The following is a 15,082-nucleotide window of genomic DNA, read 5'->3' as shown; positions in this document are numbered from 1 at the left end:
CTACGAAGCGGTGCAGCCTCATGCAATGCACGAACGATTTGCCCGAAACCCACTGACCCCGGTGCCAGCCACAAAAAACCCGCCCGCAGCCTACGCTGCGGACGGGTTCTGTCTTCGGCAGCGCAGTCGCTGCCCGGCGGCAATCAGCGGGAATAGAACTCGATGACGAGGTTCGGTTCCATCGTGCCGGGGTACGGCACGTCACCCAGCGACGGCATGCGCACGTAGCCTGCGGTCATCTTGGTGTGGTCGATGTCGAGGTAGTCGGGCGTGTCGCGCTCGGCGAGACCGATGGATTCCAGAACGGCAAGCATGTTCTTGGACTTCTCGCGGATTTCGATCACATCGCCCGGCTTGCAGCGGTAGCTCGGGATGTTCACGCGCTTGCCGTTCACCAGCACGTGACCGTGGGAGACGAACTGGCGGGCGGCAAACACGGTCGGCACGAACTTGGCGCGGTAGACCACCGCGTCGAGACGGCTTTCCAGAAGGCCGATGAGGTTCTCGGAGGTGTCACCCCGGCGGCGAACGGCTTCGTCGTAAACGGCGCGGAACTGCTTTTCGGAGATGGAGCCGTAATAGCCCTTCAGCTTCTGCTTGGCGCGAAGCTGCAGGCCGAAGTCGCTCATCTTGCCCTTGCGGCGCTGGCCGTGCTGGCCGGGGCCGTATTCGCGCTTGTTGATCGGGCTTTTCGGCCGACCCCAGATGTTCTCGCCCATCCGGCGGTCGATCTTGTACTTCTGACTGTGGCGCTTGGTCATGTCACGTCTTCTATATCGCGCGTGGGGCCTGTCCCCACGGCACGGAGAGTGCCGGACAATCCGGCAAAGACGCCCCTCCTTTGTGCCCGCGGCGTGCCAGCCCGAACGCAATCGGGCCGGCGAGGATGCCGGAGCACTGACAGGGCCGCCGCGGTCAGCGTCCGCGCGGCCCGCGGGTGCGGGTGATGACGCAAAGGTTGCGTCTGGCGGCAGCGTTTAAGCGGTTGGCGGCGATCCGTCAACCATGCTGCCGGCATCGGCGGCGTTGTGCGCGCTTCCAGCATCCTTTAGCCGGGCAGCGACGTCATCGTCCTGTCACACGACGGCGGCAGGACGGGGTAACCCTGAAGTTAAGGAGCTGACTGTGAAGCGCATCCTATTTGCTGCCGCCGCGAGCCTCGCCGCGAGTGCCGCCCTCGCCGAACCCTCCGGCTCGCTGCTGCTCTATACCAGCCAGCCGAACGCGGACGCCCAGGCCACCGTCGACGCCTTCGAAAAGGCATACCCCGGCGTCAACGTTGAATTCTTCCGCGACGGCACCACCAAGGTGATGGCGAAGCTGGAATCCGAATTCACGGCAGGCACCCCACAGCCCGACCTTCTGCTGATTGCCGACACCGTCACCATGGAAGGCCTTGAAGCCGAAGGCCGGCTCATGGCCCATCCCGACGCTGACATTGCCGCCTACGACGCGCAGCTGATGGACCCGGAGCACCATTATTTCTCCACAAAGCTCATCACCACCGGCATTGTCTACAACACCGGCGCGGACATGAAGCCGGTGTCCTACAAGGACCTTCTGAAGCCCGAAGCCGACGGCAAGATCGCAATCCCCTCGCCGCTCACCTCCGGTGCCGCAACCATCACCATGGCAACGCTGACCGGCGACCCCGCCCTCGGCTGGGACTATTATGAGGGCCTTGCCGACCAGGACACGCTTGCCCAGGGCGGCAATGGTGGCGTCTACAAGGCGGTCGCCGGCGGCGAGAAGCTGTACGGCTTCGTCGTCGACTTTCTCGCCATCCGCAACAAGGCCGACGGCGCGCCGGTGGACTTCGTCTTCCCCACCGAAGGCGTCTCGTTCGTGACCGAGCCAGTGGCGATCCTCTCCACCGCCAAGAACCCCGAAGCCGCCAAGGCCTTCGTCGATTTCCTGCTGTCGCCCGAAGGGCAGGAACTGGCCTCCAGCCAGGGCTACCTGCCGGCCCACCCGGACGTGGCGCCGCCCGCAGGCTTCCCGGCCCGCTCCGAAATCAAGCTGATGGCGTTCGATCCGGCCAAGGCCCTTGCCGACGACCAGGCGAACAAGTTGAAGTTCCAGGACCTTTTCGGCGGCTGACATTTCCAGTTTCAAAAAACCGGGCGGCGGGGCCATTGTCCTCGCCGCCCTTCTCGTTCTGGCCGCCCTTCTGTTCGTGCTGCCGCTGGGGCGGCTGTTCGCGGTCGGCCTTGCGCCGGGCGGCATTGTGGACTTCGGCCCCCTTGCCGAGGCGCTGGACAGCCGCGCCGTGCGCCGGGCGCTGGCCAACAGCCTCGACAGCGGGATCTCCTCTGCCCTTCTTGCGACCATCACCGGCACGGTGCTCGCCCTCGTGGTCGGCCTCACCGACGTGCGCGCAAAGGGTCCGCTGATCTTCCTCATCCTCCTGCCCATGATGATCCCGCCCCATGTGACCGCCATCTCCTGGATCCAGGCGATGGGACCGTCCAGCCCCCTCCTGCGCACCCTCGGGCTTGCGCCCGAGCTTGGCTCCACCAACCCGCTCTACTCGCGCGGCGGGGTGATCCTGCTTCTGACGATCCAGCACAGTCCGCTGGTGTTTCTCATCGTGCGTGCGGCGCTGCGGGCGCAGCCGCGCGAGCTGGTGGATGCGGCGCGCGTTGCCGGTGCCTCGCCCCTGCGCGTTCTGGCCCGCGTGGTGCTGCCGCTGCTCACGCCCGCGCTTCTGGCAGGTCTGGCGCTGGCGTTCGTGTCTGCGCTGGGCAATTTCGGCATTCCGGCGCTCCTTGGCATTCCGGCGCGGTACACCACGCTGCCGGTGCTCATCTGGCAGCGGATGGCGAGCTTCGGCACCGGGATGCTGACCAATGTTGCGGTGATTGCGATGCTGATGGCGGCGCTGGCGGTAGTGGCCGTGGGCATCGTCTATGCGCTCCAGCGGTTCGGCCGCACGGCGCTGATCGGCCCGCCGCGCCCGCCGCTTGCGATCCGCCTTGGCAAGGCACGGATCTGGGTGGAGGCGGCGCTGTGGGGGTTCATCGGCGCCGTTGTGGTGTTGCCGCTGGCCGCGCTCTTCTCCACCGCGCTGGTGCGCACCTACGGCCTCCCCCTCAATCTGGAGACCCTCACGCTCGACAATTTTGCCGAAGTGCTGGTGCGCCAGGAGGTGACGGTGCGGGCCTTCCTCAACTCGTCGCTGGCTGCGGGGCTGGCGGCGCTGGCGCTGGCGGCCATTGCGGTTGCCGTCGGCCATGCCGCAACGCGCGGCCAGCGCGCCGGGCGCTTCACCGGCCGGCTGATGGAAACGCTGGGCGACATCACCTACGCAACGCCCGGCATCGTCCTGTCGATCGCCTTCATTCTGGCGTTCATCCGGCCGATACCGGGGCTCGGCGTGTCGATCTACAACACGCTGTTCATCATCGGCATCGCCTATGTGACGGCGTTCCTGTCCATCGCCCTGAAACCGGTTTCCGCGGCCTTCGCGCAGCTCGATCCGGTGCTGGACGATGCGGCGCGGGTGGCCGGCGCCGGCTACCTCAGGCGCCTCTGGCGCATCTTCGCGCCACTGGTGGCACCGGCCGCAGCATCCGGCGCCATCCTCGTCTTCCTGACCGCCTACAACGAGATCACCGTGTCGGCGCTGTTATGGTCGCCGGGCAACGAGACCATCGGCACCACCATCTTCAACTACGAAGATGGCGGCTACACCACGCTCGCCGCCGCCATGTCCGCCGTCACGGTCATCGCGACGGTGTGCCTGATGGTGCTGCTGGACCGTTTCGGCCGCCGCCTGCCCGCCGGCACGGTGCCCTGGCGCTAGGGTGCGCGGTCCACCGCTTCAGAGGCGGTAGAACGCCTCGCCGGTGCCGCGGAAGAGCTGGCGGCTTTCATCCGGCGTCAGCGCCAGCGCCCACTCCACCACGTCCACCCATTCGGGATAGGTGATCGCGTGGGTGGAGACCGGCCAGTCGCCGCCGAACATCGTGCGCTCGATGCCGAACGCTTCCACCGCAGTCACGATGAAGGGCTTCAGCTCCTCGCGGGTCCAGCGGTCATGGTCCGCCTCGGTGGCAACGCCGGAGAGCTTCAGCCAGGTGTTGGGCTCGGCGGCCAGCGCGCGGATCTGGCTGGCCCAGGGCTCCATGGTGCCGTCTGCAATGGCGGGCTTGCCGATGTGGTCCAGCACCATCTTCACACCGGGGCAGGCTCTGGCCAGCGCCACCGTGCTCGCCATCTGGCGGTAGGTGACGCAGATGTCGAACGAGAAATCGTGCGCTTCCAGCGCCTTCACCCCGGCCAGAAAATCGGGCAGCAGGCAGAATTCGGGGTCGGCCTCGCCTTGCAGGAGCCGGCGCACACCCCGCGTCAGCGGAAACTCGGCAAGCGCGGCCAGATGGTCGGCGACGGCAGCGCCGGTTTCCAGCGGCGCAAACGGCACCATCGCCCGAATGCGCGGGTCGCGTTCTGCCTGCTCGGTCACATAGCGCGCTTCCTCCAGCGCATCGGCAGGGTTCACGTCCACCTCCAGGAACACCATGGCGTCGACGTCAACGGCGCCGGTGGCCACGTCATAGTCAGCAAGGCTGTGGGGCTTGTTGATCTTCGGCGCCCCCGAAAGCCACGGATAGTCGAGCCGATCCGGTGCGATGAGGTGGAGATGCGTGTCGAGGATCGGAAAGTCAGGCACCGGCGTTTCCCTGTTCTGACGTGCAATGCACGGGTGTTGGGCCGCCGCAATCGACAGCCGACTGCAAATTAGTGTGCGGCATGGGCCGCGATCAACGCCCTACAGCGCACGCTTGAAGCCGGCGTGGCTGACCTCGAAGCCGATGCGTTCGTAGAACTGGCGGGTGCGCACGCGGCGCACATTGCTCGTGAGCTGGAGTGCGGCGCAGCCGGCCTTTCGGGCGCGGGCGGCAAGGTCGTCGAACAGCGCCTCGCCAATGCGCTGGCCGCGGCAGGCGGAGGCCACGCGGACGTCTTCCACCAGCGCGCGCGTCTGCCCCTCGCGGCCGAGACCGGACAGGATCGTGAGCTGCGCGCAGGCGACCACCGCCCCCTCCTTCACGCCGACAATCAGCGTATCGCGCGGGTTTTCCGCAATGCGCCGGAACGCCGCCAGATAGGCAGGCGCGGGCGGGTCGCTCACCGTTTCGCGGGCCGCCCCATATTCGTCGTCGGCCAGAAGAGCGACGACGGCGGCAACATCAGCCTCGGTGGCTTCGCGGAAGGTCAGCGTCATTTGAGGGCGGACGCGATGCGCCCGGCGGCCTCCTCCACCACCGCAGTCTCCCGGCAGACGCACATGCGCAGCCACGCGCGGCCGGACGCGCCGAACATGAAGCCCGGCGCAAGGCCGACCTGCGCTGCCTCGAGAATGCGGGTGCAGGCGGCGCGGCTGTCATCCTCCCCCTTGAGGCGGAAGAAGGCGTACATGCCGCCGAGCGGCTTTTCCGGCAGGTGGATTGCGTCGAGGCCCTTGAGGGCGGCGTAGGCGGCATCCACCCCGTCGCGGCAGCGGCGCTGGATCTCGGCCACCAGCGGCTCGCCGTCATTGATCGCGGCCGCCGCAGCGGCCTGAATGAAGGATGCGGTGCCGGAATTGACGTATTGCGTGACCGCCGAAAGCTTCGGGCGGACCGACTCGGGATGCACGATCCAGCCGACGCGCCACCCCGTCATCGCCCACGCCTTGGAAAATGAGTTGACGGTGAGCACCCGGTCCTCGGGCTCTGCCACCTGAAGGATCGACGGCGCGCCCCTCTCGTTGCCGAACCAGAGGCGGTTGTAGACTTCGTCCGAGATGATCCAGATGCCGCGCTTGCGCGCAAATTCCAGCATTGCGGCAAATTCATCGCGCGAGGCCGTCCAGCCGGTGGGGTTGGCGGGGCTGGAGAAGCAGATGGCTGCGGTGGTCTCGTCGCAGGCGTCGAACAGCCGGTCGAGGTCGAGCCGGGGGCGTTCGGCTTCGAGATCCAGCGGCACCGGGCGTGGCGTACCGCCCGCCAGCGTCACCACATGGCGGATGTTGGGCCACTGCGGCTCAATGGTGACGACGCTCTGGCCCGGATCGCACACCAGCATCATGGCAAGGTGGAGGGCCTGCATCCCGCCCGGCTGCACCGCGCTGCGATCCTCCGGGATCGGCACGCCGTGGAGCTTGGTCTGGTAGGCCGAGAGCGCCGCGCGCAGGTCGGCCGCGCCGCGCATGTCCGGCTCGTAGAAGGTGCGGCCGGCGGTAAGCGCATCGGCGGCAGCCTTCTTGATGAAGTCTGGCGTCACCACATCGCCTTCGCCGTACCAGAGGCGGATGACATCGTTGAGCTTGTTCGCCTTGGTGGCGAGGTCGGCGATGTTGTCGGTCTCAAGGTCGCGAATGAGCTGGCGCATGCCGTCAGCTGCGGGGGCGCGGGTGTCGAGGGCGGCGTGATCCATTGGGGCAATCCTGTGGTGGACTGTTTCCACACCTCGCGGCGCCATCCGTCAACTATCCCCTTTCGCACAAGGGTCCGGCGGGCCACGATAGCCCCCCGACAAGCCGGAACCTTGCCCGTGCCAGATCAGACGACCAACCCCCTCGCCAATCCCGAAGGCTTCAAGCTCGGTGTGTTTGCCGCCAACGCCGACGGTGGCCTTGCCATCACCACCGTGCCGGAGCGCTGGCGCGCCTCCTGGGCCGACAATGTGGCGGCGGCACAGATCGCCGACCGGGCGGGACTCGATTTCTTCCTGCCCATTGCGCGCTGGCAGGGTTTTGGCGGCGAAACCCGCGCGCGGGAGCATTCGTTCGAGACCTTCACATGGGCCGCGGCCCTTGCTGCGCTGACCGAGCGCATTGCGGTGTTTTCCACCGTCCATGTGCCGCTGGTGCATCCGGTCTATGCGGCCAAGGCGCTGGCGACGGTGGACCATGTGTCGGGCGGGCGCGCGGGGCTCAACATCGTCTGCGGCTGGAACCCGGCCGAATTTGCGATGTTCGGCGCAACGCCGGACGAGAGGGGCTATGAGCGGGCCGCCGAATGGATCCGGATCATCGAGCGCGCCTACACCGAGGATGCGCCGTTCGACTTCGACGGCGCCTACTACAACCTCAAGGGCGTGGTGAGCCGCCCCGCCAGCATCCAGACCCCCCGGCCCATGACCATGAACGCGGCATTCGGCCCGCCGGGGCGCGATTTTGCGGCGCAGCACTGCGACATGCTGTTCTCCACCTTCAGCGACATTGCCGACGGCGCCAGGCATGTGGCCGACATTTCCGCCAGAGCCGATGCAGCGGGCCGCGACGTCGGCATCCACACCGTGTGCCACGTCGTCTGCCGCGACAGTGCCGACGAGGCGCGCGAAGCCTATGACCGCTACGCCCTCCATGAGGCCGACCACGATGCGGTCGCCAACCACATGGCCGGCAAGAAGCAGTTTTCCAAGAGCCACGACGAGGATGCCTACACCCGCTACGCCCAGCGGTTTGCCGGCGGCGCAGGCACCTACCCGCTGGTCGGCACGCCGGACATGATTGCCGCCGACATCGCCCGCATTGCGGCAGAAGGGTACCGCGGCACGGCGCTTTCATTTCTCGACTACACCGCAGAGCTGCCGCATTTTTGCGAGCATGTCCTGCCGCTCCTGAAAGAGGCTGGCCTTCGATGAGCATTATGGACCCTAAGAAAGCACGGCTGAAAAAGGCGCTGAAGGCGGGCGGGCCGCTGGGCGTGGCCTGGTTCACGCTGGGCGCCCCGGTGCTGATCGAGGTGGCCGGGCGCCACGGCATGGATGCGGTGGTGATCGACATGCAGCACGGCCTGTTCGACAGGCTGTCGCTGGAGGCTGCGATAACGGCAAGTTCTGCCCCGGTTCTGGTGCGCACGCGCGACGATGCCGCCGCCAGCATCGGCGAAGCGCTGGATGCGGGCGCGGAAGGTGTGCTGGTGCCGCTGGTGGAGAGCGCGGAGGCGGCGGCAGCCGTGGTCTCCGCCTGCCGCTATCCGCCCGCCGGTCACCGCTCCGGCGGCGGCGTCCGTCCGCTGGCCGATTTCGGCACCTATTCGGCCACCGCCAACAATGCCGTCGTTGCCGGCGTGATGATCGAGACCGCAAAGGGGCTGGAGGCTGCCGCCGAAATTGCAGCATCCGGCGTCGACATGGTGTTCATCGGCACGGGCGATCTGGCGCTTTCGCTGGGTGTTGCGCCGGGAAGCGACGCGCACAACGCGGCCTGCGCAAGAATTCTGGCTGCCTGCAAGGCGGCAAAGACACCCTGCGGCGTGTTCGCCATGAGCGCTGCCGCCGCAGTCGCCCGCATTGGCGAAGGTTATGCCCTGTCGGTCACCACCATTGACGTGGCCGCCTTCGAGACCCGCACGGCCGAAGATCTTGCCCTCTTTCGCGAAAAGACCGCCAGGGCACCAGCAAAGCGCCCGCGCAAGAAGGCGGGCTGACCGCCACTGTGGCGGCCTGGTGCGCTCAGTCGTCCGCCTCGTGGTGGCGGACGAGCTTGCGCAGGAGCGACTTGAGGTGCGCGACCTCGGCTGCATCCAGCGCCTCGGTGGCGCTCTGCTCTCGGGCCGCAGCCTGATGCAGAAGCGCCATGAGCCGCTCCCTGCCCGCTTCGGTGATCTCGAGCCCCGCCGGGACCTCTGCCACCAGCCTGGCCGCGACCAGCCGCTGCCGGGCCTCAGAAAAGCGCGACTGCGACAGCATGGTGCGCGTTAAAAGGCTGTCCTCCCCGCACGGACTTTCGGCAAGGATCGCGAGCATCCGCATCTGGCCGCCTGTCGCGTCCCGCTCGGCGAGCGCGCCGGAGAATGCCGCGAAAAGGTGGTTGTAGGCACGGAAGAGCAGCGGAACCAGAAAGTCGTCGTAGGGATGGCGGGCCTCGATGGCGCTGCCCTGCTCGGGCGCCGGACCCGGATGCGCGGCAATGGCGCCATACCGCCCTTGCGCAAACACGAGGCACGGCTTTTCGAACCGCGCAAAGCGCCGCACGCGGCCGACGATGATGAGATGGTCCCCCCCGTCGAACGCCGTTTCCTGCACGCACTCGAAATGGCCTGCTGCGCCGCTGATGAGCGGCACACCGTCCAGCCCTTCGTCGCATGGGGTGGCGGCAAACTTGTCGGCGCCTGGACGGGCAAAGCGGTTGGAGAGGTCCACCTGATCCTGCGCCAGAATGGAAAAGGCGAAGGCCGGCGCGGCGGCGAAGGCTGCAAACGAGCGCGCCTTGCGGTCCACCGACCACAGGACCAGCGGCGGCTCCAGTGATACCGAGGCGAAGGAGTTGGCCGTCATCCCCACCGGCAAGCCGTCCGCCCCGCGGCAGGTGACAATGGTGACGCCGGTGGCGAACTGACCCAGCGTCTGACGCATCGCGCGCGTGTCGATCGGGTCGCTCACGCCTGCTCTGGCTCCACGACAAAGCGGCACTCTGCGGCCCCGGACGCCACGCACGCCGTTTCGGTCGCCGTGGCCGGAGCGCCGAGCACCATGGTGCCCACAATTGTCGCCATCCCGACAATGGCGTGGCAGGCCGGTCCCTCGAATGGCGCTGCGGCGCCGAAGGGGCTGTTGCGGACCGTCAGCCCGTAACCGTCGCCGATGCGCTCGAAATGCCAGCGGCCCCAGCCAAGATCCGCCGCGGTCGCTTCGATGACGCCCAGCAGCCTATCGATGCCATCGGCCGAAACATAGGTGGCGGCCGACTGCCCGCCGCGCTCGATGATGGAGTCGCGAAAGGCCTCCATCGCCGCTTGACGGGCGGCAGGGTCGAGCCTCGCGAAGATGCCCATCAACGCATCGGGGCGGATCATCATGTAGCGGATGTCGCCGTCATAATGAGCCCCGTTCGGCTCATCGTGGCGCAGTCTTTCATGGAACCTCATGGCGCCACCCTAGCAACGATCCTCACCGATGAAAGCCTCTGTTGCACAACATTCCAGCGCCCTGCCCCGGCAGACCACACCCGCGTCCGGCAAAACAGGTGGGGCCGCCGGCGTGCTCAATGGCCGAGATTGGGCAGGAACAGCGCAATCCCGGGGAAGGCGACCAGCAGCAGCACCAGAAGGAGGATGCAGGCGATGAACGGGAAACCGGCGATGTAGATCTCACGCATGGTGGTGCCGGGCGGCGCCACCCCCTTCATCACGAAGAGGAGGAGGCCGAAGGGCGGCGTGGTGAACGAGATTTCCAGCGCCAGAAGCACGATCAGGCCGAACCAGATGGGATCGAACCCCAGCTGCGCTGCCAGCGGAAAGAAGATTGGCACGGTGAGCAGCAGCATCGAAAGCTGGTCCATGAACATGCCGAGAATGAGGAGGATCATGAACATGATGAGAAGCATCGTGTACGGCCCCGCCTCCATGGAGGTCGCCCAGCCGATGAAGCCGGAGGACGCGCCGGAGAAGGCCAGAAGCTGCGAGAATGTGGATGAGCCGAAGATGATGAGGAAGCTCATCAGCGTCACCTTCAGCGCGCCGCGGCAGGCGGTGACGAACGCCGAGACCGTGAGGCAGCGGTAGATGGCTGCCAGAACGACCACGCCGAAGCAGCCGAACGCCGCCGCCTCGGTCGGCGTTGCCCACCCGGTCACCATCACCGTGATGACGAGGACGACCACTGCCACCATCGGCATCAGCTCGCTGATGAACAACTTTATGCGGTCCCCCCACGGCATTGCGACCACCTCGTAGGCGGGCGCTGAATCCGGGTTGATCCGGGCGAGCGTATAGATGAGCGCAGCGTAGAACCCGGCAAGGATAATGCCGGGGATCACACCCGCCAGAAGAAGCGAGCCGACGTCGATCCGCGCGAACGTGGCGAGAAGGACGGCGAGCGCCGACGGCGGGATGATGATGGCAAGGCCGCCGGTGCCCAGAATGGGGCCGATCGCCATCACCTTGGAATAGCCGCGCTTCATCATCTCCGGCAGCATCAGCGAACCGAGCAGCGCGGTTGACCCCATGGAGGAGCCCGACAGCGTGGCGAACGCCGTGCCGCCGCCGACGGTGACATAGGACAGCCGCGCCGGGAGCTTGCCCAGCAGCCGGTCGACCCCGTTGAAGACACGGGTTGCAAGACCCGTGTGGAAGAAGAGCTCGCCCATCAGCAAGAACAGCGGGATCGGCACCAGCGCGAAGTTGGTCATCGCGCCAAAACCGTTGTTGATGAGCTGGCCGATCCCCCGCTCGCCGCCCATGAAGATGAAGGCGCCGACCAGGTTGGCGCCAAGGAAGGCCAGCGCCACCGGCATCCCCAGCATCATCAACGTGAAGACCATGCCCAGAAGCAGGGCCAACGCCTGGTACCATTCCATCTAGTGGCTCATTCGTGAATGCCGGCTTCGCCGGAATGGAAAAGTTCAGCGCCGAACACGAACCTGGCGAACTCCACCGCCATCAGCCCGAACCCCAGGGGAATGCACGCAATCAGGATCCAGCGGGGGAAATAGAGCGAGCGCACGTCCATCTCGGCCGACGCGAAATTGGTGAGCGTGATGTCGAGCCCCTTGAGCGCCAGAACGCCTGAGATGACGACGCAGAGCGCCGAGACGATCCGCGACAGGGCGTTGCGGGCGCGCACCGGCAGATAGGCTGTCAGCACTTCGATGTAGACGTGGCCGCGCTCGCGCACGAGCCAGGGGGCGCCCAGCATCGTCAGATAGAGCAGGCCATATTCGGTGAAGGTGAAGAGGTGCGCCGAGGGCTGCAGGCCGAGATTACGCCACACCACCTGATAGACGATGATCAGCATGAAGGCCGGCAGGATGGCGCCGGCGATCACCGCCAACCCCACCACCAGAAGGTCGTACGCGCGAACGAGGTGCGTCACGCCGTGCACTTCGCCGGACGGATCACTTGTTGAAGTGCTCCATTAGCGGCTCGTAATTGTCCATCGTGCCCTGGGCTTCCATCTGCTCGCGCATCCGGTTCCAGGTGGTTTCGCGGGCAGCGTTCACGTAGTTCTCGCCCGCCTCGCCTTCCAGCGTGATCACCTTCTGGCCGCGCTTGTCGAGTTCGGCGAACTCGTCCTTGGCCAGCTGAACGAGCTTTTCCATGCTCGACTTCTCGTGCTCGATGGCAACGTCCTGGAGGATTTTCTTCGATTCGTCCGAAAGGGCGTTCCAGCTTTCGAGGTTCACGATCACCCCAAGGTCGGTGGAGAAGAAGCCGGGGTCGACGCGGTATGGCAGATACTCGTCCCACGACAGGTCCATCAGACCGATGGAGGTCCACCCGGTTGCCGAGATCGTGCCGCGCTGGAGGGCGGTGTAAAGCTCGGTGGAGGCAATGTTGAGTACCTGGCCCTTCAGGTAGTCGGTGAAGAAGGCGTTGAAGATCGGGTTGCCGCGCAGCTTCTCGCCCGAAATGTCGAGGTTGCCCTCGGCGTCCAGCTGAGGCTCTTCGGTCATGTAGAGGTGGAACTTGATGCCCGAATCCATCCAGCCGAGATAGTAGACGCCCATCTTCTCCTGGTGGATCTCGTTCAGGAGGTCGATGCCGCCGTTCTCGCGGGCTTCGGGGCCGGTGATGTTGGAGGCGACGAGCGCGTCCTTTTCGGCGACCGTGCCGCCGTAGAAGGAGCCGGGCGTATAGACCATGTCGACGATGCCGTCGCGCACCGCTGCCGGCTGCTCGAACATGCCGATGGCTTCCGGCCCGCCGCGCACGTCGATCCGGACGACGCCCTCGCCGGCCTCGTTCACCTTGTCGACGTATTCCAGAAAGCTCTTCGTGTAGATCAGCCCGGCCGGAAAGACGTGGGTCGCCGTGATGACATCTTCAGCTTTCGCTGCGCCGCTGAACGCGATGGCCGCGGTGACTACGGCCAGAATCGAACGCTTCATGGAACCCTCTCCAGTGTCGGTTGCTAGACGTTTTAGGTCTAAACTGTCTCATGCAGACGCCGTGCCGACAACACAATAAAATGCATCCGCATACTTCGGAGCATCGAAAGAGCAACCATGGCAACGATACGTCGCCGACTTGGGATGCGACTGAAAGAGGCATTCTGATCAATCCGCTTGCTTGCCGCTTGAAGTCGTTCACTATGATTTCAGGAGAGCAGGCGAAGTCTCCGCCATAACCTCTCCATTAAATACGAAGACCGGAAACAAGAATTTCCGGCACCATTTTGGGAGGTTTATGATGAAACTGCTTTATGCGGCGCTGCTTGGTGCACCGCTGGCGGCCTTGTCCGCCCATTCGGCCCTTGCACAGGCCGATCCCAAGGGGCCCGACGCGCCGGCGCAGGTGCGCCCGGCCGATGGCCCCCTCGCCGGCCGGCCCGAAACCGCCGGCGCCCAGCGCCTTGCCCCGGCCACCCCGCCGCCGCTCACCACCGCCGCGGCGGATCTGCCCCTCGGCAAGATCCAGGTGCCCGACGGCTTCAAGGTCGAAGTGTTCGCCAGTGGCATCAACAATGCGCGCACCTTGCGCGTGTCGGACGCAGGCACAGTGTTTGTCGGCAACTGGCAGGGCAACAACGTCTGGGCCATCCCGAAAGGCGGCGAGCCCAGGATGATCTATCAGGGGCTCGACTGGCCCAATGGCCTCGCCCTTCATGGCGGCGACCTCTACATTGCCGAGCACCACCGGATCGCCAAGGCTGCCGATATCGAGAACAATCTCGACAATCCGCCCGAGCTTGAGGAGATCTACGCCGATCTCGGCGAGCCGCGCCCGCACGGCTGGCGCTTTCTGGCGGTGAGCCCGGACGAGAAGCTGTACGTCTCCAACTCTGCCCCCTGCAACATCTGCGCCCTCGAAGAAGGCTTCGGCGAAGTCCGCGCCATGAACCTCGACGGGTCGGATGCCAAGGCTGTCCTGCGCGGAATGCGCAACACGGTCGGCTTCGACTTTCACCCCGCCACCGGCGACCTCTACTTCACCGACAATCAGCGTGACTGGCTGAGCGAAGACTTGCCGGAGGACGAACTCAACCGGATGAGCGACATCGGCAGCCAGCACTTCGGCTTTCCGTTCTGCCACAACGGGACGTTCACCGACCCGGAGTTCGGCTGGGGCTACTCATGCGATGATTTTACCGACCCCGTCGCCCTCCTCGGGCCGCACACTGCCCCGCTCGGCATGCGCTTTTACAACGGCGACATGTTTCCGGATGACTACAAGGGCCAGATCTTCATCGCGCGCCACGGCCCGTGGAACCGCTCCGAGAAGATTGGCGGCGACGTTGTGGTCGCCCACCTCGACGACAATGGCGACGTGACCGAGATCCAGCCGTTCCTGACCGGCCTCATCGAGAACAACGAATATATCGGCCGCCCGGTCGACGTGGAGGTGATGCCGGACGGCTCGCTTCTGGTGTCGGACGACTGGAACGGCGCCGTGTACCGGGTTTCTTATGGCGGGTAAGCGCCTTTGCGCCGGAGGGCGGCCGCGCGCTGCCCTCCTTCTTCTCCTCGCCGGTCTCGGTGCAACGCCTGCCGCGGCGCAGGATCTTTTCCACGAGCGTCAGGCCCAGTGCATCGCATGCCATGGCACCGAGGGCGTTTCGCAAAATGCCGAAGTGCCATCTCTCGGCGGCATCGACGATTATTATGCGCTGTTGCAGCTGGTCGCGTTCCGCGCCGGCAACCGAGAGAACGCGGTGATGCAGGCGGTGATGGACGGCATGTCCGACAACGACCTGCGCGCCGCATCGGCGTGGGTGGCAAGCCTGCCCGATCCGCCCCCGCCGGACAAACCCGGCGCCCCGGACCGGATGGCCGCCGCCCGCACCGTGTCGGAGGCCAACCGCTGCAACGGCTGCCACGGCGCCGACTATCGCGGCGGCCACCAGATGCCCCCCTTGCGCAACCAACGGGAGGACTACCTCACCAAGGCCCTGCTCGACTACAAGCACGAGCGGCGAATCGGCGATCGTGCCGCAATGGTCGAGGTGGTGCAGGACCTGACGGCGGACGATCTCGCCGAACTGGCCTACTTCCTGGCGCATCTGCCCGCCCCGTAGGAACGCCGCACGATACCTGCCCCAAGCAGTCCTTTTTCCGGCCGCGCCACGCGGTCGGCGCGGATCCAGCGACAATTTATTCTGACCAGTTAGCAGGGTATTAACCGAGAAACCGCACCAATGGGGCCGTCTCAAA

15 protein-coding genes are annotated in these 15,082 nt (G+C 65.9%); 6 read left to right on the top strand and 9 right to left on the bottom strand.

Annotation, left to right across the window (positions count from 1 at the left end):
* Nucleotides 1–143: 143 nt before the first annotated feature.
* On the bottom strand, nucleotides 144–761 hold the full coding sequence (gene rpsD / locus RDV64_RS15450) for a 30S ribosomal protein S4 (RefSeq protein WP_309195813.1): 618 nt from the start codon (nucleotides 759–761) through the stop codon (nucleotides 144–146).
* A gap of 364 nt (nucleotides 762–1,125) precedes the next feature.
* Here rpsD and RDV64_RS15445 point away from each other — a divergent pair, with 364 nt between their 5' ends.
* Nucleotides 1,126–2,100: an extracellular solute-binding protein gene (locus RDV64_RS15445; protein ID WP_309195812.1), complete on the top strand. Its 975-nt coding sequence runs from the start codon at nucleotides 1,126–1,128 to the stop codon at nucleotides 2,098–2,100.
* Nucleotides 2,101–2,176: 76 nt separating this feature from the next.
* On the top strand, nucleotides 2,177–3,805 hold the full coding sequence (locus RDV64_RS15440) for an iron ABC transporter permease (protein ID WP_309195811.1): 1,629 nt from the start codon (nucleotides 2,177–2,179) through the stop codon (nucleotides 3,803–3,805).
* An 18-nt stretch (nucleotides 3,806–3,823) separates the two neighbouring features.
* On the opposite strand, the gene RDV64_RS15435 is transcribed toward RDV64_RS15440, so the two are convergent.
* From RDV64_RS15435 to RDV64_RS15425, 3 genes are all read right to left on the bottom strand, one after another.
* Nucleotides 3,824–4,672 carry an amidohydrolase family protein gene (locus tag RDV64_RS15435; protein ID WP_309195810.1) on the bottom strand — a complete coding sequence of 283 codons (849 nt, stop codon included), beginning with the start codon at nucleotides 4,670–4,672 and terminating at the stop codon, nucleotides 3,824–3,826.
* Between the two features lie 99 nt (nucleotides 4,673–4,771).
* The gene (locus RDV64_RS15430; protein WP_309195809.1) at nucleotides 4,772–5,227 is read right to left on the bottom strand and encodes a GNAT family N-acetyltransferase; all 456 of its coding nucleotides are present in this window, start codon (nucleotides 5,225–5,227) and stop codon (nucleotides 4,772–4,774) included.
* Entirely contained in the window at nucleotides 5,224–6,420 is a 1,197-nt protein-coding gene (locus RDV64_RS15425) for a pyridoxal phosphate-dependent aminotransferase (protein ID WP_309195808.1), read from the bottom strand. The genes RDV64_RS15430 and RDV64_RS15425 overlap by 4 nt, the downstream gene beginning before the upstream one ends.
* Before the next feature lie 117 nt (nucleotides 6,421–6,537).
* Between RDV64_RS15425 and RDV64_RS15420 the strand changes: the two genes are divergently transcribed.
* Together RDV64_RS15420 and RDV64_RS15415 are read left to right on the top strand one after the other, a co-directional pair.
* On the top strand, nucleotides 6,538–7,632 hold the full coding sequence (locus RDV64_RS15420) for an LLM class flavin-dependent oxidoreductase (RefSeq protein ID WP_309195807.1): 1,095 nt from the start codon (nucleotides 6,538–6,540) through the stop codon (nucleotides 7,630–7,632).
* Between the two features lie 5 nt (nucleotides 7,633–7,637).
* Complete coding sequence (locus RDV64_RS15415) at nucleotides 7,638–8,420, top strand: aldolase/citrate lyase family protein (protein ID WP_309195806.1); 783 nt, start codon at nucleotides 7,638–7,640, stop codon at nucleotides 8,418–8,420.
* A 25-nt stretch (nucleotides 8,421–8,445) separates the two neighbouring features.
* Here RDV64_RS15415 and RDV64_RS15410 read toward each other — a convergent pair whose 3' ends face one another.
* The 5 genes from RDV64_RS15410 to dctP form a co-directional block, all read right to left on the bottom strand.
* Complete coding sequence (locus RDV64_RS15410; protein WP_309195805.1) at nucleotides 8,446–9,375, bottom strand: flavin reductase; 930 nt, start codon at nucleotides 9,373–9,375, stop codon at nucleotides 8,446–8,448.
* Nucleotides 9,372–9,860: a 4-vinyl reductase gene (locus RDV64_RS15405; RefSeq protein ID WP_309195804.1), complete on the bottom strand. Its 489-nt coding sequence runs from the start codon at nucleotides 9,858–9,860 to the stop codon at nucleotides 9,372–9,374. The genes RDV64_RS15410 and RDV64_RS15405 overlap by 4 nt, the downstream gene beginning before the upstream one ends.
* 116 nt (nucleotides 9,861–9,976) lie before the next feature.
* Nucleotides 9,977–11,290 carry a TRAP transporter large permease gene (locus RDV64_RS15400; RefSeq protein ID WP_309195803.1) on the bottom strand — a complete coding sequence of 438 codons (1,314 nt, stop codon included), beginning with the start codon at nucleotides 11,288–11,290 and terminating at the stop codon, nucleotides 9,977–9,979.
* Between the two features lie 8 nt (nucleotides 11,291–11,298).
* Nucleotides 11,299–11,805: a TRAP transporter small permease gene (locus RDV64_RS15395; protein WP_309195802.1), complete on the bottom strand. Its 507-nt coding sequence runs from the start codon at nucleotides 11,803–11,805 to the stop codon at nucleotides 11,299–11,301.
* Nucleotides 11,806–11,827: 22 nt separating this feature from the next.
* The gene (gene dctP / locus RDV64_RS15390; RefSeq protein WP_309195801.1) at nucleotides 11,828–12,820 is read right to left on the bottom strand and encodes a TRAP transporter substrate-binding protein DctP; all 993 of its coding nucleotides are present in this window, start codon (nucleotides 12,818–12,820) and stop codon (nucleotides 11,828–11,830) included.
* Nucleotides 12,821–13,118: 298 nt separating this feature from the next.
* Here dctP and RDV64_RS15385 point away from each other — a divergent pair, with 298 nt between their 5' ends.
* Together RDV64_RS15385 and RDV64_RS15380 are read left to right on the top strand one after the other, a co-directional pair.
* Complete coding sequence (locus tag RDV64_RS15385) at nucleotides 13,119–14,348, top strand: PQQ-dependent sugar dehydrogenase (RefSeq protein ID WP_309195800.1); 1,230 nt, start codon at nucleotides 13,119–13,121, stop codon at nucleotides 14,346–14,348.
* The gene (locus RDV64_RS15380; RefSeq protein ID WP_309195799.1) at nucleotides 14,338–14,946 is read left to right on the top strand and encodes a c-type cytochrome; all 609 of its coding nucleotides are present in this window, start codon (nucleotides 14,338–14,340) and stop codon (nucleotides 14,944–14,946) included. Before RDV64_RS15385 ends, RDV64_RS15380 begins: the two co-directional genes overlap by 11 nt.
* Nucleotides 14,947–15,082 lie beyond the last annotated feature (136 nt).

Origin of the sequence: Acuticoccus sp. MNP-M23 (genome assembly GCF_031195445.1) — a bacterium.
Taxonomy (GTDB): Bacteria; Pseudomonadota; Alphaproteobacteria; order Rhizobiales; family Amorphaceae; genus Acuticoccus.
Note: the sequence above shows the minus strand (reverse complement) of the source record. Positions and strands in the feature narration are given on the sequence as shown.